This window comes from Porphyrobacter sp. AAP82 (assembly GCF_000331285.1).
In the GTDB taxonomy this organism is placed as follows: domain Bacteria; phylum Pseudomonadota; class Alphaproteobacteria; order Sphingomonadales; family Sphingomonadaceae; genus Erythrobacter.
Genome location: NZ_ANFX01000019.1, coordinates 77,559 through 101,003, shown reverse-complemented (window position 1 = coordinate 101,003; position 23,445 = coordinate 77,559). Strand labels below are relative to the sequence as shown.

At 68.5% G+C, this 23,445-nt stretch carries 22 protein-coding genes; 11 read left to right on the top strand and 11 right to left on the bottom strand.

All coding sequences use genetic code 11. From position 1 onward, the window contains the following. Nucleotides 1–41 precede the first annotated feature (41 nt). Nucleotides 42–1,673: a chaperonin GroEL gene (groL, locus tag D620_RS0106090; RefSeq protein ID WP_017664909.1), complete on the top strand. Its 1,632-nt coding sequence runs from the start codon at nucleotides 42–44 to the stop codon at nucleotides 1,671–1,673. Between the two features lie 297 nt (nucleotides 1,674–1,970). On the opposite strand, the gene D620_RS0106085 is transcribed toward groL, so the two are convergent. Beyond that, complete coding sequence (locus D620_RS0106085; protein WP_017664908.1) at nucleotides 1,971–3,203, bottom strand: EAL domain-containing protein; 1,233 nt, start codon at nucleotides 3,201–3,203, stop codon at nucleotides 1,971–1,973. Nucleotides 3,204–3,475: 272 nt separating this feature from the next. Between D620_RS0106085 and D620_RS14795 the strand changes: the two genes are divergently transcribed. Continuing rightward, nucleotides 3,476–4,084, top strand: coding sequence for an SRPBCC family protein (locus D620_RS14795; RefSeq protein WP_233992000.1), 609 nt, complete (start codon nucleotides 3,476–3,478; stop codon nucleotides 4,082–4,084). Continuing rightward, on the top strand, nucleotides 4,084–5,259 hold the full coding sequence (locus D620_RS0106075; protein ID WP_017664906.1) for a zinc-dependent alcohol dehydrogenase: 1,176 nt from the start codon (nucleotides 4,084–4,086) through the stop codon (nucleotides 5,257–5,259). Before D620_RS14795 ends, D620_RS0106075 begins: the two co-directional genes overlap by 1 nt. Here D620_RS0106075 and D620_RS0106070 read toward each other — a convergent pair. From D620_RS0106070 to glpX, 4 genes are all read right to left on the bottom strand, one after another. After that, nucleotides 5,256–6,236, bottom strand: coding sequence for an alpha/beta hydrolase (locus D620_RS0106070; protein WP_026091999.1), 981 nt, complete (start codon nucleotides 6,234–6,236; stop codon nucleotides 5,256–5,258). The two genes, D620_RS0106075 and D620_RS0106070, sit on opposite strands and share 4 nt — an antisense overlap. Continuing rightward, the gene (locus D620_RS0106065; protein WP_017664904.1) at nucleotides 6,233–6,889 is read right to left on the bottom strand and encodes an SdpI family protein; all 657 of its coding nucleotides are present in this window, start codon (nucleotides 6,887–6,889) and stop codon (nucleotides 6,233–6,235) included. Before D620_RS0106065 ends, D620_RS0106070 begins: the two co-directional genes overlap by 4 nt. Beyond that, the gene (locus D620_RS0106060; protein WP_017664903.1) at nucleotides 6,886–7,203 is read right to left on the bottom strand and encodes a metalloregulator ArsR/SmtB family transcription factor; all 318 of its coding nucleotides are present in this window, start codon (nucleotides 7,201–7,203) and stop codon (nucleotides 6,886–6,888) included. The genes D620_RS0106065 and D620_RS0106060 overlap by 4 nt, the downstream gene beginning before the upstream one ends. Before the next feature lie 375 nt (nucleotides 7,204–7,578). After that, the gene (glpX, locus tag D620_RS0106055) at nucleotides 7,579–8,598 is read right to left on the bottom strand and encodes a class II fructose-bisphosphatase (protein ID WP_017664902.1); all 1,020 of its coding nucleotides are present in this window, start codon (nucleotides 8,596–8,598) and stop codon (nucleotides 7,579–7,581) included. A 190-nt stretch (nucleotides 8,599–8,788) separates the two neighbouring features. On the opposite strand from glpX, the gene D620_RS14790 reads away from it, so the two are divergent. After that, complete coding sequence (locus tag D620_RS14790) at nucleotides 8,789–9,325, top strand: hypothetical protein (protein ID WP_033376297.1); 537 nt, start codon at nucleotides 8,789–8,791, stop codon at nucleotides 9,323–9,325. A gap of 12 nt (nucleotides 9,326–9,337) precedes the next feature. Continuing rightward, nucleotides 9,338–10,027: a hypothetical protein gene (locus tag D620_RS14785; RefSeq protein WP_017664900.1), complete on the top strand. Its 690-nt coding sequence runs from the start codon at nucleotides 9,338–9,340 to the stop codon at nucleotides 10,025–10,027. Here D620_RS14785 and D620_RS0106040 read toward each other — a convergent pair. Together D620_RS0106040 and D620_RS0106035 are read right to left on the bottom strand one after the other, a co-directional pair. Next, complete coding sequence (locus tag D620_RS0106040; protein WP_017664899.1) at nucleotides 10,024–11,343, bottom strand: homoserine dehydrogenase; 1,320 nt, start codon at nucleotides 11,341–11,343, stop codon at nucleotides 10,024–10,026. The two genes, D620_RS14785 and D620_RS0106040, sit on opposite strands and share 4 nt — an antisense overlap. Nucleotides 11,344–11,412: 69 nt before the next feature. After that, on the bottom strand, nucleotides 11,413–12,291 hold the full coding sequence (locus D620_RS0106035; RefSeq protein ID WP_051020553.1) for a hypothetical protein: 879 nt from the start codon (nucleotides 12,289–12,291) through the stop codon (nucleotides 11,413–11,415). 442 nt (nucleotides 12,292–12,733) lie between these two features. Here D620_RS0106035 and D620_RS16770 point away from each other — a divergent pair, with 442 nt between their 5' ends. From D620_RS16770 to D620_RS0106005, 6 genes are all read left to right on the top strand, one after another. Beyond that, complete coding sequence (locus D620_RS16770) at nucleotides 12,734–13,372, top strand: energy transducer TonB (protein ID WP_017664897.1); 639 nt, start codon at nucleotides 12,734–12,736, stop codon at nucleotides 13,370–13,372. A gap of 64 nt (nucleotides 13,373–13,436) precedes the next feature. Continuing rightward, a complete protein-coding gene (locus D620_RS0106025; protein WP_017664896.1) occupies nucleotides 13,437–14,213 on the top strand; it encodes a MotA/TolQ/ExbB proton channel family protein in 777 nt (258 codons plus the stop codon). Between the two features lie 129 nt (nucleotides 14,214–14,342). Beyond that, nucleotides 14,343–14,873 (top strand): ExbD/TolR family protein, encoded by a 531-nt coding sequence (locus tag D620_RS0106020; protein ID WP_026091996.1) that lies wholly within the window; start codon nucleotides 14,343–14,345, stop codon nucleotides 14,871–14,873. 30 nt (nucleotides 14,874–14,903) lie between these two features. Continuing rightward, complete coding sequence (locus D620_RS0106015) at nucleotides 14,904–15,332, top strand: ExbD/TolR family protein (protein ID WP_017664894.1); 429 nt, start codon at nucleotides 14,904–14,906, stop codon at nucleotides 15,330–15,332. 199 nt (nucleotides 15,333–15,531) lie between these two features. Beyond that, nucleotides 15,532–15,966 (top strand): ExbD/TolR family protein, encoded by a 435-nt coding sequence (locus tag D620_RS0106010; protein ID WP_233991998.1) that lies wholly within the window; start codon nucleotides 15,532–15,534, stop codon nucleotides 15,964–15,966. Beyond that, the gene (locus D620_RS0106005; RefSeq protein WP_017664892.1) at nucleotides 15,966–16,574 is read left to right on the top strand and encodes an ExbD/TolR family protein; all 609 of its coding nucleotides are present in this window, start codon (nucleotides 15,966–15,968) and stop codon (nucleotides 16,572–16,574) included. The genes D620_RS0106010 and D620_RS0106005 overlap by 1 nt, the downstream gene beginning before the upstream one ends. Here the strand turns inward: D620_RS0106005 and D620_RS0106000 are convergent. The 4 genes from D620_RS0106000 to D620_RS0105985 form a co-directional block, all read right to left on the bottom strand. Further along, nucleotides 16,571–19,039, bottom strand: coding sequence for a ligase-associated DNA damage response DEXH box helicase (locus tag D620_RS0106000; RefSeq protein ID WP_017664891.1), 2,469 nt, complete (start codon nucleotides 19,037–19,039; stop codon nucleotides 16,571–16,573). The two genes, D620_RS0106005 and D620_RS0106000, sit on opposite strands and share 4 nt — an antisense overlap. Before the next feature lie 38 nt (nucleotides 19,040–19,077). Then, the gene (locus D620_RS0105995) at nucleotides 19,078–19,995 is read right to left on the bottom strand and encodes a DUF2059 domain-containing protein (RefSeq protein WP_196795262.1); all 918 of its coding nucleotides are present in this window, start codon (nucleotides 19,993–19,995) and stop codon (nucleotides 19,078–19,080) included. A gap of 75 nt (nucleotides 19,996–20,070) precedes the next feature. Further along, nucleotides 20,071–21,729: a hypothetical protein gene (locus D620_RS0105990; RefSeq protein ID WP_017664889.1), complete on the bottom strand. Its 1,659-nt coding sequence runs from the start codon at nucleotides 21,727–21,729 to the stop codon at nucleotides 20,071–20,073. A gap of 10 nt (nucleotides 21,730–21,739) precedes the next feature. Further along, nucleotides 21,740–23,443 carry an Hsp70 family protein gene (locus D620_RS0105985; RefSeq protein WP_017664888.1) on the bottom strand — a complete coding sequence of 568 codons (1,704 nt, stop codon included), beginning with the start codon at nucleotides 23,441–23,443 and terminating at the stop codon, nucleotides 21,740–21,742. Nucleotides 23,444–23,445 lie beyond the last annotated feature (2 nt).

Here is a 23,445-nt window from a genome sequence, read left to right as displayed (position 1 = left end):
TTATCACTTTCTAAACACAAACAAATCTCAGGAGAAACGAAATGGCTGCCAAGGACGTGAAGTTCGGCCGCGAAGCCCGCGAAGGTATCTTGCGCGGTGTCGATATCCTCGCCAACGCCGTCAAGGTGACCCTCGGCCCCAAGGGCCGCAATGTCGTCATCGACAAGAGCTTCGGCGCGCCGCGCATCACCAAGGACGGTGTGAGCGTCGCCAAGGAAATCGAACTCAAGGACAAGTACGAGAACATGGGCGCGCAGATGCTGCGCGAGGTGGCCTCGAAGGCGAATGATGCTGCCGGCGATGGCACCACCACCGCCACCGTGCTCGCCCAGGCGATCGTCACCGAAGGGATGAAGTCGGTCGCGGCCGGCATGAACCCGATGGATCTGAAGCGCGGCATCGATCAGGCCGTGCTCGCCGTGGTCGAAAACCTCAAGGCCCGTTCGAAGGACGTGTCAGACAGCTCGGAAATCGCGCAGGTCGGCATCATTTCCGCAAACGGCGACGTGGAAGTGGGCGAGAAGATCGCCCAGGCCATGGAAAAGGTCGGCAAGGAAGGCGTGATCACGGTTGAAGAAGCCAAGGGCCTCGAGTTCGAACTCGATGTCGTCGAAGGCATGCAGTTCGACCGCGGCTACCTCAGCCCCTACTTCATCACCAACCCCGACAAGATGACCGTGGAACTGGATAACCCCTACATCCTGATCCACGAGAAGAAGCTGTCGAACCTCCAGTCGATGCTGCCGATCCTCGAAGCCGTGGTGCAGTCGGGCCGTCCGCTGCTGATCATCGCCGAGGACATCGAAGGCGAAGCGCTGGCGACCCTCGTGGTCAACAAGCTGCGCGGCGGCCTCAAGGTCGCGGCGGTCAAGGCCCCGGGCTTCGGCGATCGCCGCAAGGCGATGCTCCAGGACATCGCGATCCTCACCAAGGGCGAGATGATCAGCGAAGACCTCGGCATCAAGCTGGAAAACGTCACCGTCGGCATGCTCGGCCAGGCCAAGAAGGTCTCGATCGACAAGGACAACACCACCATCGTCGATGGCGCAGGGTCGGCTGACGAGATCAAGGCGCGCGTCGCCGAGATCCGCACCCAGATCGACAACACCTCGTCCGATTACGACCGCGAGAAGCTGCAGGAACGTCTCGCCAAGCTGGCGGGCGGCGTGGCCGTGATCAAGGTCGGCGGTGCGACCGAAGTCGAAGTGAAGGAGCGCAAGGACCGCGTCGACGACGCCCTCCACGCGACCCGCGCTGCGGTGGAAGAAGGCATCGTCCCGGGCGGCGGCACGGCGCTGCTCTACGCCACCAAGGCCCTCGACGGCCTCAAGGGCGCGAACGAAGACCAGACCCGCGGCATCGACATCATCCGCAAGGCGATCACCGCCCCGATCAAGCAGATCGCCCAGAACGCCGGCCACGATGGCGCGGTCGTCGCGGGCAACCTGCTGCGCGAAGATGACGAGACGCAAGGCTTCAACGCCGCCACCGACACCTACGAGAACCTGGTGAAGGCCGGCGTGATCGACCCGACCAAGGTCGTGCGCACCGCGCTTCAGGATGCGGCCTCGGTCGCCGGCCTGCTGATCACCACCGAAGCGGCAATCGTCGAGCGTCCGGACGACAAGCCGGCCGCGCCCGCCATGCCCGACATGGGCGGCATGGGGTTCTAAGCCTAAGGCGGGCGGGCCAGCGCAAGCTGACCCGTCCACGCCGCAGGCCGGCCAGCGGGGCGCCCGCGCCCCGTTTGACGACTCCGGCTTTGCCGGAGTCGGCCCAAGGCAAAACACAAGAAAACCCCGGCGGAGCGATCCCCCGGGGTCTTTCTCGTTAACTATCTATTTTCTTGACCTTTGATCGCGACCTCATTGGCGCGCCCGACCGTGCCAACGCAGGCTCGCCTTTGCGTTGCCTGCCGTGACGCTGACCGCCGCACCTGCACTGTGACACCAGCGCGACAGAGCGCCCCCTCACCACACCCGCGCGCCGCGTCCGGGCGCCACGGGCTTGCCCAGCACATCGCCCTGCGCGAAGCGCACGCCAAGCTCGCGCAGCGCCTGCAAGTCCTCGCGCGTCTCCACCCCCAGCGCGATCAGCGTCACCCCGGTTTCCGCCGCGAACTGCACCAGCGCCTTGACCAGCGTGCGGCGCGCGGCATCGGCGGCCACCCCGGCGAGGAATTCGCGGTCGATCTTGACGATGTCCGGGCCGAGATCGACCAGCGCCTGAAGCCCGGACAGCCCCACCCCTTCCGAACTCACCGCCACCCAGGCGCGTTCCTTGAGCACCTCTATCGCCGCCTTGACCGCATCATGATCGCGCGCGGTATCCTGTTCGTTCAGTTCGATCACCAGCCGCGAGGCGAGGCCTTCGGGGATCACCTGGCCGAGCGCGGGGCTGGCGAGGGTTTCGGGCGAGACGTTGATGGCGATGAAGCGTTCGGGGTGCGCGGGATCGAGCGTGGCAAGCGCCTTCCTGGCGATGTGCAGCTCCAGCTCGAGCGTCCGGCCGGCGGCGCGCGCCTGGTCGAGCAGCTCGCGCGGCGAGATGTCCGGGCTCGCCTTGTGGCGCATCAGGCATTCATGGCCGATCAGGTGCCAGTCGGTGAGATCGTAGATCGGCTGGTGGATGATGGTCAGCGCATCGTCGACGATCAGGCGGGCGATCTGCTCCGCAGCATTCTCGCCGCGCTCCTCGAGTTCGATGCGGCTTTCGATCTGGTCGCTGACGATCGCCGCGACCGAGCGGATCATCTGCATGTCGCGCTCGGCGATGTCGGGGCGGGGGCGGTAGCTGAAGCAGCACAGGCTGCCGTGGACCTCGCCGTTCCGGCGGCGCAGCGGCACGCTGAAATGGGCGCGCACGTTGATCGCGTCGGTGATCGGGAGGCAGGCGGCGGCCTCGTAGTGGCTGGTGTCGGTGACGCGCTCGGGCAGCTTGCCCTGGATCACCAGCCAGCACAGCGAGTTCTCGTTGGGGTTCAGATCGCCCGAGGCGCGCGGCGCGACCCCGCGCGCGGCGACATGGGTGAAGATGCGGTGGGCGCCCCCGACCTGGCGCGAGACGAAGGCGACATCCATGTCGAGATGCGCGCGCAGCGCCTCGATCATATCGCCGATTTCCTGGCGCACGTCTGCTCCCGAGGGCGCGGCGGCGCTGCCGGAGCGGATCGGCGGAAAGAGAAGGCTGGTGATGCTGTTCATGGGCCAAGCCCTTGCCACGGCCCGTCCCAAGGCGGCGGTAAGGGATGGCTGCGGGCAAACCACGGGGGTGCCGCAAGCGGCGGGTTAAGCATGACCCCGAGGCGCCCTCGCACGACCAGCCGCGCCCCCGCAAGGCCAGCGCGCCGAGGCCCGCTAATGCAGGTTACCGGGCGCCGTGCCCGCGCATGCCATCCTGCCGGCTCACTCAAGCGAAAGGGACAAGCATGCGACACGATCATCCCGCCCGGTGGCCCTGGCTTGCGCTTGCAGGCGTGGGGCTTGCCGCCCTCCCGCTCGCCGCCGCCGCCGCAAAGCGCCGGGGCCGAGAGGCCGATCCCGACAGCGCGCCGGGCCACACGGCGCGGCGCTCTTCGGGCGAATACCGCGTGGTCGGCCGCAGCGTCACCATCGCCCGCCCGCGCGCCGAGCTTTACGCCTTCTGGCGCGAGTTTCCCAACCTGTCGCAGTTCATGGCGAACCTCGAGAAGGTCGAGCCGGCCGGCAGCGAGCCGGGCCACCACACCTGGCACATCCGCACCATCGCCGGACAGGTCCGTGCCGTCGACACCCGCATCGCCCGCGAGGTCGATGGCGAGCTGATCGCGTGGCGCTCCACCGGGGACAGCGAGGTCGACACCGAGGGCCGCGTCACCTTCGCGGACGCGCCGGGAGAGCGCGGCACCCGCGTCAGCCTGATCATCGCCTACAAGCCGGCGGCCGGCGCAGTCGGCGATGCCCTCGCCAACCTCGCACGGCAAAGCCCCGAATTGCAGGCGCGGCACGACCTCAAACGCTTCAAGATGCTGATGGAAACCGGCGAAATCGCCACCGCTGCGCGCACCCGCGCCGAACACCAACGCGAAACCGAGGAGGCCCGCTGATGCGCGCACTGACATGGCAAGGCACGAAAAAGGTCAGCGTCGAGACCGTCGCCGATCCCGAAATCGTCAACCCGCGCGATGCGATCATCCGCGTCACCGCGACCGCGATCTGCGGCAGCGACCTGCACCTTTATGACGGGGTGATCCCCTCGATGCAGGCCGGCGACATCCTCGGCCACGAATTCATGGGCGAGGTGGTGGAGACCGGCAGCGACAGCACTCTCACGAAGGGCCAGCGCGTGGTGGTGCCCTTCACCATCTCCTGCGGCGGGTGCTTCCATTGCCGCATCACCCAATTCAGCGCCTGCGAGAATTCCAACCCGTCCGAAAAGCAGGACATGTCGGAACAGCTCTACGGCCACCCGATGGCCGGGATCTTCGGCTATTCGCACATGACCGGCGGCTTTGCCGGGGGGCAGGCGGAATATGTGCGCGTGCCCTTCTCGGATGTCGGCCCGATCGCGGTGCCCGACCATCTGGATGACGAGCAGGTGCTGTTCCTGTCCGACATCCTGCCGACCGGCTGGATGGCCGCCGACAATGCCGGGATCGGGCCCGACGATACCGTCGCGGTGTGGGGCTGCGGCCCTGTGGGGCTGTTCGCCGTGCAATCGGCGCTGGCGATGGGGGCGGCGCAGGTCATCGCCATCGACCACTACCCCCACCGCCTCGAACTCGCCCGCCAGCTCGGCGCCGAAACGGTCAACTTCCACACCAGCGACGTGCGCGAGGCGCTGATGGAGATGTCGGGCGGGATCGGGGTCGATGCGGTGATCGACGCGGTCGGCATGGAAGCGCACGGCTTTGCCATCGACAACATGCTCGACATCGCCAAGCAGACCATCGGCATCGGCGCCGACCGGGCGAGCGCCCTGAAGCAGGCGATCCTCGCGGTGCGCCCCGGGGGGCGGGTGTCGGTGCCCGGGGTCTATGGCGGCATGACCGACAAGTTCCCGCTCGGCGCGCTGATGGAGAAGGGCCTCCAGCTGCGCACCGGCCAGACCCATGTGCAGCGCTACATGAAGGACCTTCTGGGGATGATCGAGGAGGGCAAGCTCGATACCACCTTCCTCATCAGCCACCGCCTGCCATTGGAACAGGCGGCCGAAGGCTACCGGCAGTTCCGCAACGCGCAGGACAGCTGGACCAAGGTGGTGCTGAAACCGGGGGGTTAGCCGCCCGGCGCGAGGATGAAGTCCGCCACCGCCCCGGCCACGCCCTTGCCCAGCGGCAGGGCGGGGTCGCGGTAGGCGGCGAGGTTGGCCGGGGTGCCCTCGGCCACGTCCTTCAGGACGTGGTTCACATCCGGCAGGACCACCAGCCGTGCCGCCGGGTTCGCCGCCGCCAGCCGCTCGGCATCGGCGAGCGCGACCTGGATGTCCCTGCCCCCCTGCACGATCAGCAGCGGCAGCTGCACCTCAGCGGCGAGCGCGGCGGGATCGTAGGAGAACAGGCTGATGAGGAAGCCCTGCAAGGCCGGTGCGAACAGCCCGTGCAGCGCTGCGGGCAAGGTCGCGGTGTCGACACGCTCTCCGGCGGCAAGCTTGTCGATCGCGGCATCGGCGGCGGGCACGATCACGAAATTCGCCGGGTTGATGCGCAGCTGGGCCTTGATCACATCGCCCACCGGACGCCCCGGTGCGGCGACCAGCACCACCCCGCACAGCCCTTCAAGCTCCTGCGCGGCGACCAGCGCGACCAGCCCGCCCTCGGAATGCCCGATCAGCCAGACGCAGCCTGCCCCCGTCGCCTGCCTCGCCGCGGCGATCCAGGCGGCGGTATCGGCGGCGTAATCGGCGATGGTGGCGGCATTGGCGTCGGCGAAGGCTGCCTTGCTCGCGAACATCCCGCGCTTGTCGAACCGCACCGTCGCGATCCCGCGCTCCGCCAGCGCCTCGGCCAGCAGGCGATAGGGCGCGGCGGTGACGCCCAGCGGATTGTTGCCCTCGCGGTCGGTCGGGCCCGATCCGGGGATGATCAGCGCGACCGGACCGTCGCCGCCCTCTCCCGCCCTGAGCAGCGTGCCCGAGAGCGGCGCGAGCGGCCCGGCGGCCGCGATCGGCTCGCCCGTCGGCGCCTCGGCCCTGAGCGGGGACGCGTGCGGGGCGGCGAGCAGGGCGATGGCAGCGGCCAGCAGGGCGGGACGGATCATCGCGCCATCCGGCTGCGCCACAGCCACCAGCTGTAGACCACCGGCACGAGGCTCGCCGCGATGACCGGCGCGATCATCGTGGGCAGCCGCCATCCGGGCGCGAGCGGGACGAAGGCGGCGAGCAGCATCGCCGCGCCTGCCGCCATCATCAGCTTGCCGCCGAGCCGGTGGGTGGCGATCCAGTTGTCGGTATCGGTCAGGGTCCACGGCGTGCGGATGCCGACGAAGAAGCTCGGACGCGACTTGGGCAGGGCATTGCCGATCATCAGGAACATGATCCCCATTCCCGCCAGCAGCAGATCGATGCCGATGTTCCAGCCCAGCGCCGGTGCGGCGATCATCGCCTGCACATAGGCCATCAGCCCCATCACCCCGATCCATGACGCGCGCAGCACCGGGGCCGAGGCCTCGAGCCGCTCCTGCAAGGGTTCGAGCCGGGGGATCGCGGCCATGACGAGGCCGGCCGCCAGCGACAGCCCCGCAGGCCACAGCAGCGCCGGCAAGGCTGGCTGGAAGCCGTCGGCCGCGCCCGCAGCGTTCCAGTGGACGGGAAGCTGCGTGCCCGGCGCGAGGCGCGCGGCGACCCACGCGCCGAACCCGGCCATCGCGGCTGCCAGCAGCAGATTGGCGATCAAGAGCCCGCGCACCTTCATGTCGTTTCTCCCGTTTCGGGCGGCGGCCGCTCGTCCGCGCCGCTCCCGATGTCGACGCCCATTCCCATTCTGGCCATGAACCCCAGCAGCGCCTCTTCCAATGTCGAGAGGTTCAGGGTGTAGATGATCGACCCGCCGCGGTTCTCGCCGCGAATGAGGCCTGCGGCCTTGAGCTTGGCGAAATGGCCCGACATGGTCGGCTTGGAGACCGCAAACCGGTCGGCCAGTTCGCCCGCGCTCATCCCGCCGCGCTTCAAAAGCTCGAGCACCGCGCGGCGGATCGGATGGGCAAGGGCGTCGAAGACCTCGGACATAGGTATTTCGCTAAATTCCTAAATGATCTGTGTCAAGCGCCGCGCGGCGGCGTGTAGGAAAAAGGGGGCGACTACGGGGGCGAAAGGGGGTGCTTTCCTACGCGGGCACAAGCTGTCAGCTTGCCGCCTCATGCACCGCTTGAACCGCCCTTCTCACCCGCACGGGACCGCGCTTCAGCGGCGGGGCGGGGCGGGGGAATTTCCGTCCCAGGACAGTGTCTCATGTGTCTCCTACACGCGCGCGCCGCGCGGGCGGCGCGGGCAGGAACGGTCGGCGGATCACCCGATGCGGTGCTCGCCCCGGATCCACTGCGAGTCCTTGTGGAGGTGCGCAGGACCGTCGCGCTTGCGGCACCGGCCGCGCCCGTCAGCCGGTCAGGCGATGCGGTGCTCGCCCCTGATCCACCGCACGGTCCCGGAACTGGCCCGCATCACCACGCTCTCGGTGGTGAGAATGGTCTCGCCCGTCACCTTGCGGCGGCGCTTGACGCCCGCGAGCAGCGAGCCGTCGGTCACGCCGGTCGCGGCGAAGATGCAGTCGCCCTTGGCGAGGTCCTCGAGCTTGTAGATGCGATTGAGGTCCTCGATCCCCCACTTGCGCGCGCGGGCCCGCTCGTCGTCGTTGCGGAACACGAGGCGGCCGTTGAACTGGCCGCCCACGCAGCGCAGCGCCGCGGCGGCGAGCACGCCTTCGGGCGCGCCGCCCTGGCCCATGTACATGTCGATGGTGGTGTCCTCGTCGGTCACCGCGATCACGCCGGCGACATCGCCGTCACCGATCAGCACGACTCCGCAGCCCAGGCCCCGCAGCTCGGCGATGAGCTCGGCATGACGCGGGCGGTCGAGCACGCAGACGTTGATGTCCGAGGGCTTGACGCCCTTGGCATTGGCGACCGCGCAGACGTTCTCGGTCGCCGACTTGGCGAGGTCGATGATGCCTTCGGGATAGCCCGGGCCGACCGCGAGCTTGTCCATGTAGACATCGGGCGCGTTGAGGAGGCAGCCCTCCTCCGCCGCGGCCAGCACCGCGAGCGCGTTGGGGCCGGCCTTGGCGGTGATGGTGGTGCCTTCGAGCGGATCGAGGGCGATGTCGATCTTGGGGCCCTTGCCCATGCCGACCTTCTCGCCGATGAACAGCATCGGGGCCTCGTCACGCTCGCCCTCGCCGATCACCACGGTGCCATCCATGTAAAGGTTGTCGAAGGCGCGGCGCATCGCCTCGACCGCCGCCGCGTCCGCCGCCTTCTCGTCGCCGCGGCCGACCAGCTGCGCCGCCGCGATCGCCGCCTTCTCGGTGACGCGCACCATCTCGAGCACCAGCACGCGCTGGATCGCGCCTTCGGTGGTGGCGGCTTGCGGGTCAGCGGCAAGCTGGGTATCGGACGCGGAGTTCATGTGCAATTCAGCCCTTCTTCGCTCTGGATGCGACCCAGCCATGGGATGCCCTGCGGCGCTTAACCGGATGGAGACGGGTTTGTCGAGCAATGGAACGCTAGTCCTGCCCCGTTTTCGCCTCTCTCTGGCCGCTTGCGCCGCACTGTGTACCTCGCTGCCAGCACCTTTGGCCGCACAGGATGACAGCCGCATGGCAGCGCCGCCGCCTGCCGGTGCTGCCCCCCAGAGCGTGCCGGCCGCTGCGGCCGCACCGCCGGCCGGGCCGCGCATCAATCTGCTCGTCACCGTCCCGCGCGACGAGGCGAGTGCGGCGGACCTGCGCGAATGCCGCGAGGACGAGGAAGCCGCCGCGATCAACGGCGAGATCGTGGTCTGCCGGGTGCGCGGCCGGGACAGCGCCGCGCTCACCGGCACCCGCGCCGAGAGCCAGAGGCGCTATGCCCAGGAGACGATGAACAAGGGCAAGCCCGCCGCGCCCGACCTGTTCGGCATCCCCGACAACGGCAAGGGCATCGGCTTCGGCAAGCCCCCGCCGGTGGCGATCACGGTCGACTTCGCGGCGCTGCCCAAGGCGCCCGCCGGCTCGGATGCGGACCGGATCGCGCAGGGGCTCCCCCCGCTCGGCCAGGCCGAGGAGCTGAGCGAGGAACAGGAACGCGCGCGGCGCGAGGCGGAAGGGATCAGGACCACCGTGCCCCCGCGCCCGAAGAAGAGGAAGGGCGGATAGGGGAGCGGCCCGGTGCCTCTCGCCCTCCTCGCCGCCGCGCTCGCCGCGCAGGTCGCGACCGAGCCGCAGGTGCGGATCGGCCCGCAGGTCCCGCCTCGGCCGACCCTCCAGCTGCCGACCCTCCCCGCGCCTGACCGGCCCGCCAAGCCTGCCGAGCCCGAGCGCCCGCGCATCCCCATCGACCTCGGCCCCGACGCGCCGACCACCGCCGAGCCGCCGCAGCAGATCGACATCCTCGTGCCCCCCCAACAGTCCGAAGCCGCCGATGCGGTGGAGCTCAAGGAATGCGCCGAGGACACCGAGCGCGCCGTGGTCTCGGGCGAGATCGTCGTGTGCCGCCAGCTCCCGGCGGACACCTCGCAGCTCTACAGCGGCAGCCGCGAGGCGTGGCTGAAGGCCTATGCGGAGCGGACCATGAATGCCGGCACCCTGCCCCCGCCCGATGTCGCGGGGCCGGGCATCTTCCGCGGGCCTGCGACCATCAGCGGGCTGTGCTTCATCCCGCCCTGCCCCAAGGACGCCCCGCTCATCATCGACGTGACCGCGATCCCGCCCCCGCCGGAAGGCTCGGATGCCGAGCGGGTCGCCAAGGGCCTCGCGCCGGTGGAAGGCGACGATGCGCCGCTCGACGAGGAGGCCCGCCGCCGGGTCGAGGCGGAACTCGGCCTGCCCGAGACGCCGAAGGCCGAGCCGGGGGGCTAGAGCGGCAGGATCGGCAGCACCAGCGGCTCGCCCGAAAGGCTGTCCGAGCCCTCGAGCAGCGCCAGCGCGCGGGCGACGCAGCGCTCGGGGCCCTCGTGGGTGACCAGCGCCACCATCACCTCGCCCCCGGCATCGCTGCGGCCCTGCTGGATCAGGCTCTCGATCGAGACGTCGCCATCGCGCATCGCCGCGGTGATCTCGGCGAGCACGCCGGGGCGGTCCTTGACCATGAACCTGAGGTAGGTGCGCTCGGTGCGGTCACCGGGCTCGGCGGGCGGCAGCGCGGCGAGCTGCGCGCTGGGAATCGAGAAGGGCGCGCCCACCTCGTCACGGGCGATGTCGATGAGGTCGGCGGCGACCGCGCTGGCGGTCGGCCCGTCCCCTGCGCCCGCGCCCTGGAACAGCAGGCGGCCGGAGAAGTTGCCCTCGGCCACCACCGCGTTGGTCGGGCCATCGACCGCGGAAAGCGGATGCCCCTTGGCGACGAGGCACGGCCGCACGCGCTGGAGCAATCGGGGGCCGGCGGGGGTCTCCTCGACATCGGCCTCGCCGATCAGACGGATCACGAAGCCCAGCGCATCGGCCTGCGCGATGTCGGCAGCCCGCACCCGGGTGATCCCCGAGACGCGCACGCCTGCAAAGTCCACCCGCGTGCCGAACCCGATCGCGGCAAGGATCGCGAGCTTGTGCGCGGCGTCCACGCCCTCGATGTCGAACGCGGGATCGGCCTCGGCAAAACCCAGCCGCTGCGCTTCGGCGAGCACATCGGCAAAGTCGGCGCCGGTCGCCTCCATCTCGGAGAGGATGTAATTGCAGGTCCCGTTGAGGATGCCGTAGACCTTGGTGAGCGCGTTGGCGCTGGTGCCCTCCCTCAGCCCCTTGATGACCGGGATGCCGCCTGCCACCGCCGCCTCGAACTTGAGGGCCGCATTGGCGCTTTCGGCAAGCTGGGCGAGTTCCAGCCCGTGATGGGCAATCATCGCCTTGTTGGCGGTGACAAGCCCCTTGCCCGCGCCCAGCGCCGCGCGCGACAGAGCGAGCGCGGGGCCGTCCGAGCCGCCGACCAGTTCGACCACCACATCGACATCCTCGCGCCGGGCCAGCGCGGTCATGTCGTCTTCCCAGGCGAAGCGGGCGATGTCGACGCCGCGGTCCTTGCCGCGGTCGCGCGCGGAGACGGCGACGACCTCGAGCCGGCGACCCGCGCGCGCGGCGATCAGCGCGGCATTGGTGTCGAGCAGGCGGATCACGCCCGCACCCACGGTGCCGAGCCCGGCGATGGCGATGCGCAGCGGTTGCGCGGCGGTGGTGGTCAAGCGGCCCTCCGATGGAAACAGCAGGCCGCGCTTAACCGTGCAGCCTGCGCGGTCAAGCGGGCATGCGCCTTATCCCCCCTGCGTGATCCGCCGCTCGCAGGGGCCGAGCGCCTGCCGCACGAAGGCATAGTCGCCCGCCGCCAGCCGCCGCTCGGCCGCCTCGCGCGAGAGGTTGGCGTTGCTCGGCAACTGCGCCGGCAGCGCACAGGCAAGGCGGTACCAGCGCAGGGTTTCGGGCGCGGGGGGTTGCGCGGCCGAGTCGATGATCTCGCCCCACGACACGCCCCATTGCGGGCGCTGGCCCGGGCGGCGCAGCACGGTGATCGAGACCGGAGAGCGGTTTTCGGTTGCCAGAAAGATCTGGGTCTCCGATTCGCCCGTCAAGGTCCCCGGCACCGCCAGCGCGTCGCTGATCCCGGTGATGCGGGGCGCGGCGTCCTTGGCGTAGAGTTCGGTGAGGATCGGGCGCACCCGTGCCTCGAGCGCCGGGGCGTAATCGATCTGCGCGCCGGGCGCGATCAGCTGCAATTCGCCCGGCCGGCCGGGCACGCCGCGCGCGAACAGCAGGAATTCGCGCTTCTTGAGCTTGGGCACCTTGCCCCTGGCATCCAGCGGCACATCAACAAGATAGGTGACGCCCGCCCCCACCCCGCTGCGCCCGGCGATCAGCGCGAGCGTGTTCGCCTCGACATAGAGCCGCGCGAATCCCGGCGCGACCCTCTGAGCGCGTTCGGGCTTGAGCGCCGTCGCTTTGCGAATCTGCACGCGCAAGACCAGTTCCGCAGCGTCCGAAAGGGCCGCCAGATCGGCATAGGTGGGGCCCGCCGGGGCGGTTGCAACCGGTGCGGGGGCGCCGCCCGCCGGGTCTTGCGCAAGCGCGCCGCAGGTCCCCGCCACAAGCCCGCCGGCCACTGCGCCCGCAATCGCCAGAGTCCTGAAAAAAGACATTAATCTTCCCTTTACCTGTGGCCCCGAGGCGGACCCCGAGACACCCTCGTGCCTTTGCGTAATAGCAGGGTCTGTTGCACACGGCGCGCAGTGAATCCGTGCTGAACCGCAAAAGCGTTTGATCGGCTAGGGGTTGCCCGTTAAAGCCCGTATCGCTGAAGCGCGGGACTGGGGACATTGCCGCGCAGACAGTGTGAGGTTGCGTACGGGAATCGTTTGTTATCCCGCGCGTGCCAGCCGGAGAAAGATTGGGGCACGTGCGCTGCACGGGCCCGTAATTTTTGTTCCGGCGTGGGAGGACCGAAATGACCGGGATCCGCTCGCCGACCATAACGGCCGGGGGGTGGGGAGTGTGCCGATCCTTGGGATCGGCGAGTATTTGGAGAGAAAGCGCTGGATGTCCTACGCTAGCCAACAACAAGGGTTGACCGGCCCTAAGCTGATGTCGCTGATCATCGCCTTGTCGATCGTCGGTGCCGTCTTCGCGGGTCTGATCGTCTATCTTGCTGTCGACGCCGTGAAGGAGGCCGTCGAACGGGTGACCACCGTCAACGTCGAGGAACCGCCGCCACCGCCGCCGCCGCCGGATGAACCGCCGCCGCCCGAACAGCCGGAGAACACGTCCCCGCCGCCGCCGGTGACCCCGCCGCAGCAGCTCAACCTGGCGCTGAATCCGCCGCCGGTTGAAACGCAGCGCGAGATTCCGCCGCCGACCCGCACGGACACCCGGCCCACCGTCCAGCAGGCTCCTCCGGGACCGCCGCCGGCGGCCAAGGGCCCGTCCAAGGCCCGCGGCGTGCAGCCCAAGAACCAGCGTTCGTGGTCGGCCCGCATTCAGGAAGACTATCCGCGTCGTGCGGCCCAGGAAGAGATCGAAGGAACGGTCAGCGTGCGCTGCACCGTGACGCCCGATGGCCGTGCCACCGGTTGTGCGGTGACCTCGTCGAGCGGTTCCGACATCCTCGATGGCGCTGCGACCAAGGCGGTGGAACGCTATGCGCGCTTCGACCCCGCGCTCAACGATGAAGGCACGCCGATCAGCGCCAGTTGGTCGACCCGCATCACCTACAAGCTGAACTGATCAATCGGGCCGGTGCTGCCGCGCCGCTTCCCAAAGAACCAAACTTTTCAAGAGGACTTTCGCAATGACCCTTTACCTGCTTGCTCCCGCCGCCGGTGCCGCTCCCGAAAGCGAGTTCGGCTTCCTCCAGGCCATGGAACAGGGCGGCCCCGTCGCCTGGTCGATCCTCGCCATCATGATCGTCATGTCGGTCGGTTCGTTCTACATCCTGTTCACCAAGCTGTTCGAACAGAGCAAGGTGCTCAAGCAGTACAAGACCGTGCAGAACACCTTCTGGCGCGCTGCCAGCCTCAAGGAAGGCGCCGCCAAGCTCGAGAAGGACGGCCCGTGGCGCCAGCTCGCCGATGACGCGGTCAAGGCCCAGGAAGACCACGGCAAGATGACCGATGCGCTCGAATCGCATGACTACATGCACGGTTCGCTCCAGCGTTCGGAAGATTCGATCAACGCCGTGCTCAACGGCGGCCTCGCGTTCCTCGCCACCGTCGGTGCGACCGCGCCGTTCGTCGGTCTGCTCGGCACCGTGATCGGGATCTACCGCGCGCTGATCAACATCGGCATCGCCGGTAACGCCTCGATCGACAAGGTCGCCGGCCCGGTCGGTGAAGCGCTGATCATGACCGCGATCGGTCTGCTCGTCGCGGTGCCTGCGGTGTTCGCGTTCAACTACCTCCAGGGCCGCAACCGCAAGATCGCCGCGCTGCTCAGCACCTTCTCGACCGACCTGCTGGCGTACATGAACTCGAACGGTGCGGTGAAGCCTGCGATCCAGGCGGCTCCGGCGGCCAAGCCCGCTGCCAAGCCCGCCGCCCCCGCCAACCCGACGCTCAACAAGTCCTGATCGTCAGAGCTGCCAACCGGCAGGAGCGGCCTTCGGGATTGCTCCTGCCGGTGCCCGGCGCACCGGTCACTGGCCAGCGCATCGGGGCAAGCAGTTGAAGCCAAAGTATTGACAGGCTAGGAATTCACAATGGCGATTTCAACGGGAGGTGGGGCCGATACCCCGATGTCCGACATCAACACCACGCCGCTGGTGGACGTGATGCTGGTGCTCCTGATCATCTTCCTCATCGCGGTTCCGGTGGCGATCCAGACGATCGAGAAGCTCAAGATTCCGGTCTTCGAGTCGCTCGAATCCAAGGACAAGGTCGAAAACCTGCTACTCACCGTCAGCGCGACCGACGATGCCGGTCGCAGCGCCGGCGAACCGGGCTACGAGGGCGCATCGCGCAGCGGGCAGTGCCGGATCTATTTCAACAACATCACGCTGGTGGATTCGGCCGAGCTCCAGGAACAGGCGTTCCAGCGTCTTGACGCGATCGTGCAGCGCGCGGGCGGGGTCGAGGCGCTGCTCGAAGACCCTGAAAAGATCCCCCAGGTCCACATCCGCGGTGACGTCAACGCCCCGTGGCGCTGCGTGGCGGGGGCCATCTTCCGCGTCCAGCTCGCAGGCTATCCGATCGTCGGGTTCATCTCGAACCCCGTCGATCCGAACGCCTGACCGCTCAAGCCAATCTAAGGAGAACACACCATGGGCATGTCTGGAGGCAAGCTTGACGGCGAGCCGATGATGGAAATGAACATGACTCCGCTGATCGACGTTCTGCTCGTTCTGCTGATCATGTTCATCATCACCATCCCGGTGGCCACGCACTCGGTCGATATCGACCTGCCGCAGCCCAACGATGCACCGCCGCCGCTGGTCGAGCCGACCAAGAACAAGCTGGTGCTCACGCCCGATGACCAGATCCTGTGGAACGGGACGCCGATCGATCAGGGCCAGCTCGTCACGGCGCTTCAGCAGTCGACGCAGATGAACCCCGAGCCCGAGCTCCAGTTCGAGCCCGAGGCGCAGGCCAGCTACGACCTGTCGGCCAAGGTGCTGCAAACGATCAAGACGTCGGGCGTCACCAAGTTCGGCTTCGTCGGCAACGACAAGTACCGCGACTTCTCGAAGTGATCCGTGCGCCTGCGGGCGCACTGGCAACCGAAAAAAGAGCGCCGCGAGCAATCGCGGCGATCTTTTTTTATGCCCGCTCGCCGGTCGGTTGCAGGGGCAATACCGGTACGCGTTAGGCAACCTCTTCTTTTTGCGATATTCTTGCGCGGTCAGCGCGGCCTGTCCCGAACAGGGCCGCCCTGCCGAAGAGGAGAGAGCCATGCCGCAAGCCGTAAAGCGCCCCAGTCTCGCCGCCCCTCGTCCCCAGCCGCTCTCGGCGATGAACGTCACCCCCTTCATCGACGTGCTGCTGGCGCTGCTGATCATGCTGATCCTCGCGATCCCGATGGCGGCCAATGTCACCCCGGTCGATCTGCCGAGCGATGGCACCCCCAAGCATCCTGTGCTGGAATCGAACGTCCTCACCATCGACGCCGCTGATCGCACCTTGTGGAACGGTCATGTCGTCACCGCGTGCGAACTGCGCGCGCAGCTCGCGGCGGCGGGTGACTTGCCCCTCCAGCCCGTGCTGCGGTTCGAGCCCGAAGCGCAGGCGAGCTACGACAAGTCCGCCCGCACCCTCGCCCTGATCCGCGAAGTGGGCGCCGACAGCTTCATCTTCGCCGGTAACGAAAAATACCGGGACTTCCCCTGATGCCCCACCCCTCCTTGCGCCGCAGCCCCGCGCCGCGGCGCTTCGACCACGGCGAGCCAATCCGCGCGATCGACACCCGGCCGATGCTGTTCGTGGCGCTGTTCATCGCAGTGGTGTTCCTGCTCGCGGCGAGCCAGACGCGCCAGCATGCGCTGCTGGTGGAGTTGCCAAGCCCTTACGAAGAGACCGGAGAGATTAGAGATTTTAACTTCGTGCTCAAAATCCGAGTCACGAATGAGGGCGACACGCTTCTCAACGGAGTGCCCGTAACCGCGAAGCAACTGACCTTCTGGCTGGAACAGGCTAATGAGCTGAATCCGTTACCAGACATTGTGTTCGAACCCGATGCCAACGCGCCTTACGATGCCGCGCTTCAGGCCCTCGGGCTGGTCTGGAAAGCAGGATTGATCGACGGGCGGTTGGGGGCGTTCTGCATCAACGGCATGGAGAAGCATGGGGATTTCGGCAAGGCCAGCGGCCACCCGTTGCCGCTGCTTACGACGCTTGTGCCGCAGGAAGAAATTGTCCCGCCGCGAAATCCCCCCATGCCCGAGCTGCCGGACGTTGACACCTGCGCGCCCGCGCATCCGGCACCACCCGGCCGCTAATCCCCCTCCATCGGCGCATCCGGCCGCATCGCAGCCGCGATCAACCCCTCGGCTTCGAGCAGCAGCTCGTCGTCCACCGCCCCCTGCGGCACCGCCTCGCGGCCGATCATCGTCATCACCGGCACGGCGAGCGGCGAGACGCGGTCGAGGGTCACATTCACCAGCTCGCGCTCGGAGCGCTCCAGCAGGTCCGCGAGCCGCCCCACATCGGTCATCCGCGCCCGCGCATCGGCCCAGGCGGCTTCGATCAGCACGTGGTCGGGCTCGTATTTCTTCAGAACGTCGTAGATCAGGTCGGTCGAGAAGGTCACCTGCTTGCCGGTCTTCTTCTGCCCGGGGTGCTGGCGCTCGACGAGGCCGCTGATCACCGCCACTTCGCGGAAGGCGCGGCGCAGCAGGTGGCTTTCGGTCACCCACTCGACGAATTCACCGGTCAGGATATCGGGTGACAGCAAAGGTGCGGGATCGGTGACAGGCTTCAGCCCCCACACCGCGAGGCAATAGTCGTTCGCCACGAAACCACCGGGGAGCAACCCGCGATCCTCCATACGGCGGGTGATGAGCATGCCCAGCGACTGGTTCGCGTTCCAGCCCTCGAAGGTGTAGTAGGCGGTGTAGTGCTTGCCGCCGTGGGGGAAGCTCTCGACCAGCAACTCGCCCGGCGCGGGCAGGCGCGAGCGGTAGTCCTGCATCTCCAGCCATTCGCGCACATCATCGGGAAAGCGCGCCCAGCCCGCGCGGTCGGACAGCATTTCCTGCACGCGGGTCGAGAGGTGCGTGGTGAGCGGCAGGCGCAAGCCGCCATAGCTCGGGATCGTCGCGGACGTCTTGGCGGCGCGGACGGTGACGTCCATGTCCTTCACCCCCTCGACCTCCAGGCTCATGCCGGCGAAGAAGAAGGTGTCGCCGGGGGAGAGTTGCGCGGCGAAACGCTCCTCGACCTTGCCCAAGCTGCGGCCGTTCCTGAAACGGACGGTGAGCATCTCGGAATCGACGATGATCCCGGCGTTCATCCGGTGGCGCTGGGCCTGGTTGGGATGGGCGAGCCGCCACACCCCGTCACGCCCGCGCACGATCCGCTGGAACCGGTCGTAAGCCCGCAGCGCATAGCCGCCGTTGGAGACGAACCCCAGCACGCGGGCGAAGGTCGCCTGATCGACCCAGCTATAGGCAAGGCTGCTCCTCACCTCGGCGAGCAGCGCGTCCTCGTGGAACGGCCCTGCACAGGCACAGGCCATGACATGCTGGGCGAGCACGTCGAGGCTGCCCGGGCGGAACGCCTCGCCATCGCGCTGGCCTTCATCGACCGCTTCCTTCGCCGCCATCGCTTCCAGAAACTCGAAGCGGTTGCCCGGCACCAGCACCGCGCGGCTCGGCACATCGAGCCGGTGGCCCGCGCGCCCGATCCGCTGGAGCAGCCGCGAGGAACCCTTGGGCGCGCCCATCTGCACCACCAGGTCGATGTCGCCCCAGTCGATGCCGAGATCGAGGCTGGCGGTGCACACCAGCGCGCGCAAGGCTCCCCGCGCCATCGCCTCTTCGACCTTGCGCCGCGCCTCGGTGCTGAGCGAGCCGTGGTGGATGCCGATGGGGAGGTGATCCTCGTTCGCCTCCCACAGGCACTGGAAGATGAACTCGGCGAGGAAGCGCGTGTTGGTGAAGACCAGCGTGGTGCGGTTGGCCTTGATCGCCGCGTAGAGCTGCGGCACGGCCCAGCGCCCGGCGTGGCCGCCCCACGGGACGCGTTCTTCCTGAGGCAGCAGGATTTCGACTTGCGGGGCCGCGCCTTCCTCGCCAAGCACCAGTGCCGCCGCCGCGATCTCGCCATCCGCGCCGGACTGGGGCGCGAGCCATTCCTGAAAGTCGCGCGGGTTCGCCAGCGTTGCCGAAAGAGCCACCCGCTGCGCGCCCGGCGCGAGCGTGTGGAGCCGCGCGAGGCTCAAGGCCAGCAGGTCGCCGCGCTTGTCGGTGGCTAAGGCGTGGACCTCGTCGATCACGATGCGCTTCAGCCCTGCGAACAGGTCCGCGCTCTCGGGATAGGAAAGCAGCAGCGAGAGGCTTTCGGGCGTGGTCAGCAGGATATGCGGCGGCGTCACGCGCTGGCGCTTCTTGCGATCGGCGGGTGTATCCCCGCTGCGGGTCTCGACACGGATGGGCAGGCCGATCTCGTCGATCGGGGTGAGGAGGTTGCGCTTCACATCCTGCGCCAGCGCCTTCAGGGGCGAGACGTAGAGGGTGTGGAGGCCATCACCCGGCACCGCGTCCCCTGCAAAGTCGCACAGCGTCGGCAGGAATCCGGCGAGCGTCTTGCCCGCCCCGGTATCGGCGACCAGCAGCGCATGGCGGCCCTCGCGGGCCTTTTCGAGCATCTCCCACTGGTGCCGCCGCACCCGCCAGCCGCGCGCGGCGAACCATGCAGCGATGGCTGTAGGAAGGGTCGGCTGCGCGAGGGTCACCCTCGCCATGTGGCCCGCGCCGTGGCCCTGTGCAAGGCCGCGAGGGCTCAGATCACGGGGTCTTCGCCCTCGTCCTCGGTCGCGACGTCGGGCACCAGCGCGTCGAGCTCGCGCTCGGACTTGCCGATCAGCCGCGCCGCGCGCCGGCGCTCGGCCGCGCTCAGCTGCGAGAAATCGCGCGCGCCGCCGAGCTCGGTCTCGATCGCGGCGATCTCGTCCGTCATCTCGGGAACAAGCTTGGCCGCTGCCGGCCCCAGCGCCTCCATGAAACCCATGATCTGCGGGTCATACTGGACGAGAAAGCTCTGCGCCGCGAACTTGGCGCCGAGCGGCGTGGCGAAGAAGGTCAGCAGCTCGCGCATCTCCGCCTCCTCGAAGCGGCGCGCGAAGGCGCGTGCGAGGCCTTCGCGATAGGAGGGCTCGATCGCCACCATCAGCTTGCCGACCAGCCCGGTGAACGCCTCCGAAGTGCGCTTGGTGCGGGCGGCGAATTGCGGATCGAAGATGTCGAGGGCTTCCTGCGCGTCCGCCTCGGTGAGGACTTCGAGATCTTCGGCGGCGACCCCGCTGATCTCGGCAAGGCGCAGGCGCGGGCTGTTTTCGGGATCGCCGAGCATCATGTCGACCATCGGGTTCATGATCTCATCCATCGCGGTGCCGAAGCTGCCTTCGGGCATGACGTGGCCCGCGATCTCATTGGCGAGCGGCAGGCGGGCTTCCTCCGCGGCGGTGAGCGGGGCAGCCTTGAACATCGCGCCGAACACCGAGAAGGCTTCGGCCAGTTCCTGTTCGAGCTGGGCCTGCGCTTCCTCTTCCTCGGTGAGGAAGACGAATTCCTCCTCCTTCCGGTTGAGCGCCCCGGCGGTCTTTCCGGCCGCCTCGTGGTCCTGCGCGGCGAGCGGCGGCGCGGCGGATGCGAGCGCGGCAAGGGTGGCGGCAGCGGCAAGGATGTTCTTGCGAATCACGGTGATGCTCCCCGGACAGTGCGCCATAATGCCGCACCGGGAGCCCGCGCGAAAGCCTGCCCCCCGCGCCGCGGATTACAGCGCGCGCAGCACGTCCGGCGAAACCCGGCCCGGTTCCGCGAGGACCACCTCGGCGAGCGTCAAGTCGACAAGGCAGCGCTTGGGGTGATCGGGGTCCTTGAGCGCGGCGGTCAGCTCGTCGATCCCGAGCCCGCTCTTTGCCAGCATCTTGTCGATCGCCCAGCCCGGCACGCTGAAGCTCCCCCCGCGCTCGCTGCTGCGGTGGCTGAGGAGCTTGGCATCGAGCAGCCGCCGCATCAGCTCCTGCTCGCGCGCGGCATCGGCCTTGCCCAGCACCAGCGGCAGCGAGCGGAAATCGCCGGCCATCACGTTCTTGCAATGGTCGGGGGTCTTGATTGCCGCCGCCAGCCAGATCCGCTTCATCTGGCCGAGGGCCACCAGTTCATCGAACTTGGCGATCCCGGCGACCTGCAACGCCTTGTTGCGCGCGAAGGCATTGGCCCCGCCATTATCATCGGCATTCCTGATCGCGAGCACGAGCTGGTCGGCGAAGACCGGATCGGCCGCACGCACCTTGGCCATGTCGGTGCCCTCGCCGAACACCCCCGCGACCGCGGCGTCGATCTCCTCGGCGCTCGGCCCGAAGACCGCGATCGGCGGCGGCAGATCGCCCGGCTTGTCATCCCCCGCCCCGCCCAGCGCCACCACGGCGCGGATCAGGGCGAAGAACAGCACCACGAAGAGCACCGATCCCCCGAAGCCCCGGCCCGCGTTGGAAAAGCCCTCGGCGCTCGCCGCGCCCGCGCCTTCCCACGATGCGACGCGTTGGGGATCGAGATAGCTTTCAAGCTCGGGATAGCGTTCGCGCAGGCCCACCAGCAGCTTGTGCACATCGAGCCGGTTGACCCGCAGCCGGTCGAGCGTGCCCGCCCGGCCCGGGCGCTGGAGTTCGACCCAGGCCTTGTGCAGCGGGTGGCCGGGCTGCTGCACCTTGTCGTGAAAGCGCATCCCCTTGATGCGCTGGTTGAGAAAGCGCAGCGCGGCGCGTTCCTCAAGCGCGCCGGATTCGTCCAGCCAGCCGAACGCGCCATTGGCCGGTTCCACGAAAGGCGCCGATCGCGGCCAGGTGCGCGCAAACAGATCGGCGAGCGCTCCGTCGAGCGCGTCATGCTCGGCGATATCGGCTTCCTCGGCACGGGCGATCAGCACCGCGAGAGCGGCAAGGCCCTCGTCGAGCTGTTCGTGGGTGACTGCATCCTCGCTGAAATCGCCGCCGGGGTAGAGCACATTGAGCAGGCCGTTCCAGGCATCCTGCGCGCGCTGCTGGGCTTCGCTCAGTTCGGGCTCGGGCGGCGATCCGGCGCCGGTGCCCGGCGTGAAGGCGGGGGCGATGTCCCACCCGCCGTCATCGTCATCGTCACCGTCGTCGTCGTCCCACGCAAGGTCGGGGCCGGCCGCATCGCCGATGTCGCCGAGGCCGTAGATTTCGCCCTCATCCTCGAAGGCGTCCCCGGCGGCGGCGTCATCATCCTCGACCTGCCGCTCGGCCAGCCACAGGGCCTGGTCGCGCGCGCGGCGCAGGTCGGCGAAACCGGCGATGTCCTCGTCCGGGTTGATCGCGCGCAGGACATCGGCATAGGCCTTGCGGATCGCTGCCTTGTCGCCGGTCGGGTCGATCCCGAGGCGGTTCCACGGAAAGGACCTGCGGGTCATAGCCGAGCCATCACAGCGGCGATTGCATGTCGATCTCGTCAAGCAGGCGGGTCAGGCCGTCGCGTGCGTCGGCGATGATGCGCGGGTCCTGCTTGTCGAGCGCGCCCTGGAAATCGGTCAGCCCCTGCCCGATCACGTCGCGCAGCGGCCCGGTGAAGCCTTCATAGGCCCGCTCCGCGCGCGCCAGCAGGGCGACGTTCTCGGCCTCGTCACGCGGGTGGACCTTGAGCTTTTCCAGCCGCTTGCGGCTTTCCGCGATGTCCTTCTTGGAGCGCCGGTCTTCCTCGTCGACGACCACCAGATTGCGGGTGAGGCCGGTGAGCGGCACGTTCACATCGACATCGAGCAGCCCGCTGGTGTCATAGGTGAAGCGCACCTCCACCCCCACCTCTCCCGCCGGCTTGGGCGGCACGGGAACGGTCAGCTCGCCGAGCTTGACGTTCTTCTTCACGTCGCGCGCCTCGCCCTGGTAGATCGCGAAGGTCACCTGCCGCTGGTTGTCGCCAAGCGTGCAGAACCGCTCCATCCGGCTCACCGGCACGGGGGTGTTGCGCTCGATGATCGGCGCGAAGATATCGTCGTGAAAGCGGCCGTGCGCATCGCGGGTCGAGGTGTTGACGCCCAAGGTGAAGGGCGCGACATCGGTGATGCGGATTTCCTCGAGCCCGTCCCCGCCCGACAAGAGTCCCGCCTGGATCGCCGCGCCAAGGGCAACGGCGTGATCGGGGTGGACGGTGGAATTGGGGAAGCGCCCGAACATGCGGGTCAGCGCCTTCCTCACCACCGGCATGCGCGTGGCGCCGCCGACCAGCACGATGTCCGAGAGGCCCTTCACGTCGATATGGCTGTCGCGCAGCGCGCGGATGACCGGATCGCGCAGCCGCTTGAGAAGGCCGCTCGCCGCCTCCTCGAAGCCATCGGCGGTGACGCGCGCGGTGAGCGGGGTATCGTCCGCAACCACGGTGAAATCGGCTTCTTCGGAGGTGGTGAGCGCGCGGCGGGTGCGCTCGGCGGCGAGCGTCATCAGTGCGCGGCGGCGGTCTGCCGGGAGCCGGTCGAGCGCTCCTGCGGGCAGCAGCGGTTCGACCAGCCTGACCAGCACCTCGTCGAAATCGTCGCCCCCCAGCCGGTTGTCGCCCGCCGAGGCGCGCACCTCGACGATCCCTTCGAACATCTCGACGATCGAGACGTCGAAGGTGCCCCCGCCAAGGTCGAAGACGAGGAACGGCTCGCGGTCACCCTTGTCGGCAAGGCCGAAGGCGAGCGCGGCGGCGGTCGGCTCGTTGATGAGGCGGCGGACCTCGAGCCCGGCGATCTCGCCCGCACGGCGCGTGGCGCGGCGCTGGCGTTCGTTGAAATAGGCCGGGACGGTGATGACCGCCTCGCTCGGGCGTTCACCCGTCGCGGCCTCGACATCGTCGGCAAGGCTGCGCAACACCATCGCCGAGAGGTCCTCAGGGGTCAGCGTGGTGCCCGCGAGCGTCACGGTGGAGGCCGTGCCCATCATCCGCTTGAAACTGGTGACGGTATCGGAAGGATGGGTCGCCATCCGGTCGAGCGCGGCCTGCCCCACCCAGGTCTCCCCGCCCTTGGCGAGGCTGACCGCCGAAGGGGTCAGCTCCCGCCCCAGGGCATTGGGCACAAGCTGCGGCGCGCCATCGCGCCACAGCGCCACGGCACTGTTGGTGGTGCCAAGATCGATACCGACGAGCATGC

Bases quoted from the DNA above. Each gene is read 5' to 3' on its own strand.
- D620_RS0106075 (WP_017664906.1), top strand. From the start codon at position 4,084: ATGCGCGCACTGACATGGCAAGGCACGAAAAAGGTCAGCGTCGAGACC.
- D620_RS0106085 (WP_017664908.1), bottom strand. From the start codon at position 3,203: ATGAACAGCATCACCAGCCTTCTCTTTCCGCCGATCCGCTCCGGCAGC.
- D620_RS0105985 (WP_017664888.1), bottom strand. From the start codon at position 23,443: ATGCTCGTCGGTATCGATCTTGGCACCACCAACAGTGCCGTGGCGCTG.
- D620_RS0106010 (WP_233991998.1), top strand. From the start codon at position 15,532: ATGCCGCAAGCCGTAAAGCGCCCCAGTCTCGCCGCCCCTCGTCCCCAG.
- groL (WP_017664909.1), top strand. From the start codon at position 42: ATGGCTGCCAAGGACGTGAAGTTCGGCCGCGAAGCCCGCGAAGGTATC.
- D620_RS0106015 (WP_017664894.1), top strand. From the start codon at position 14,904: ATGGGCATGTCTGGAGGCAAGCTTGACGGCGAGCCGATGATGGAAATG.
- D620_RS14790 (WP_033376297.1), top strand. From the start codon at position 8,789: ATGGCAGCGCCGCCGCCTGCCGGTGCTGCCCCCCAGAGCGTGCCGGCC.
- D620_RS0106005 (WP_017664892.1), top strand. From the start codon at position 15,966: ATGCCCCACCCCTCCTTGCGCCGCAGCCCCGCGCCGCGGCGCTTCGAC.
- D620_RS0106065 (WP_017664904.1), bottom strand. From the start codon at position 6,889: ATGAAGGTGCGCGGGCTCTTGATCGCCAATCTGCTGCTGGCAGCCGCG.
- D620_RS0106020 (WP_026091996.1), top strand. From the start codon at position 14,343: ATGGCGATTTCAACGGGAGGTGGGGCCGATACCCCGATGTCCGACATC.
- glpX (WP_017664902.1), bottom strand. From the start codon at position 8,598: ATGAACTCCGCGTCCGATACCCAGCTTGCCGCTGACCCGCAAGCCGCC.
- D620_RS0106000 (WP_017664891.1), bottom strand. From the start codon at position 19,039: ATGGCGAGGGTGACCCTCGCGCAGCCGACCCTTCCTACAGCCATCGCT.
- D620_RS0106025 (WP_017664896.1), top strand. From the start codon at position 13,437: ATGACCCTTTACCTGCTTGCTCCCGCCGCCGGTGCCGCTCCCGAAAGC.
- D620_RS0106060 (WP_017664903.1), bottom strand. From the start codon at position 7,203: ATGTCCGAGGTCTTCGACGCCCTTGCCCATCCGATCCGCCGCGCGGTG.
- D620_RS0106035 (WP_051020553.1), bottom strand. From the start codon at position 12,291: ATGTCTTTTTTCAGGACTCTGGCGATTGCGGGCGCAGTGGCCGGCGGG.
- D620_RS0106070 (WP_026091999.1), bottom strand. From the start codon at position 6,236: ATGATCCGTCCCGCCCTGCTGGCCGCTGCCATCGCCCTGCTCGCCGCC.
- D620_RS0105990 (WP_017664889.1), bottom strand. From the start codon at position 21,729: ATGACCCGCAGGTCCTTTCCGTGGAACCGCCTCGGGATCGACCCGACC.
- D620_RS16770 (WP_017664897.1), top strand. From the start codon at position 12,734: ATGTCGCTGATCATCGCCTTGTCGATCGTCGGTGCCGTCTTCGCGGGT.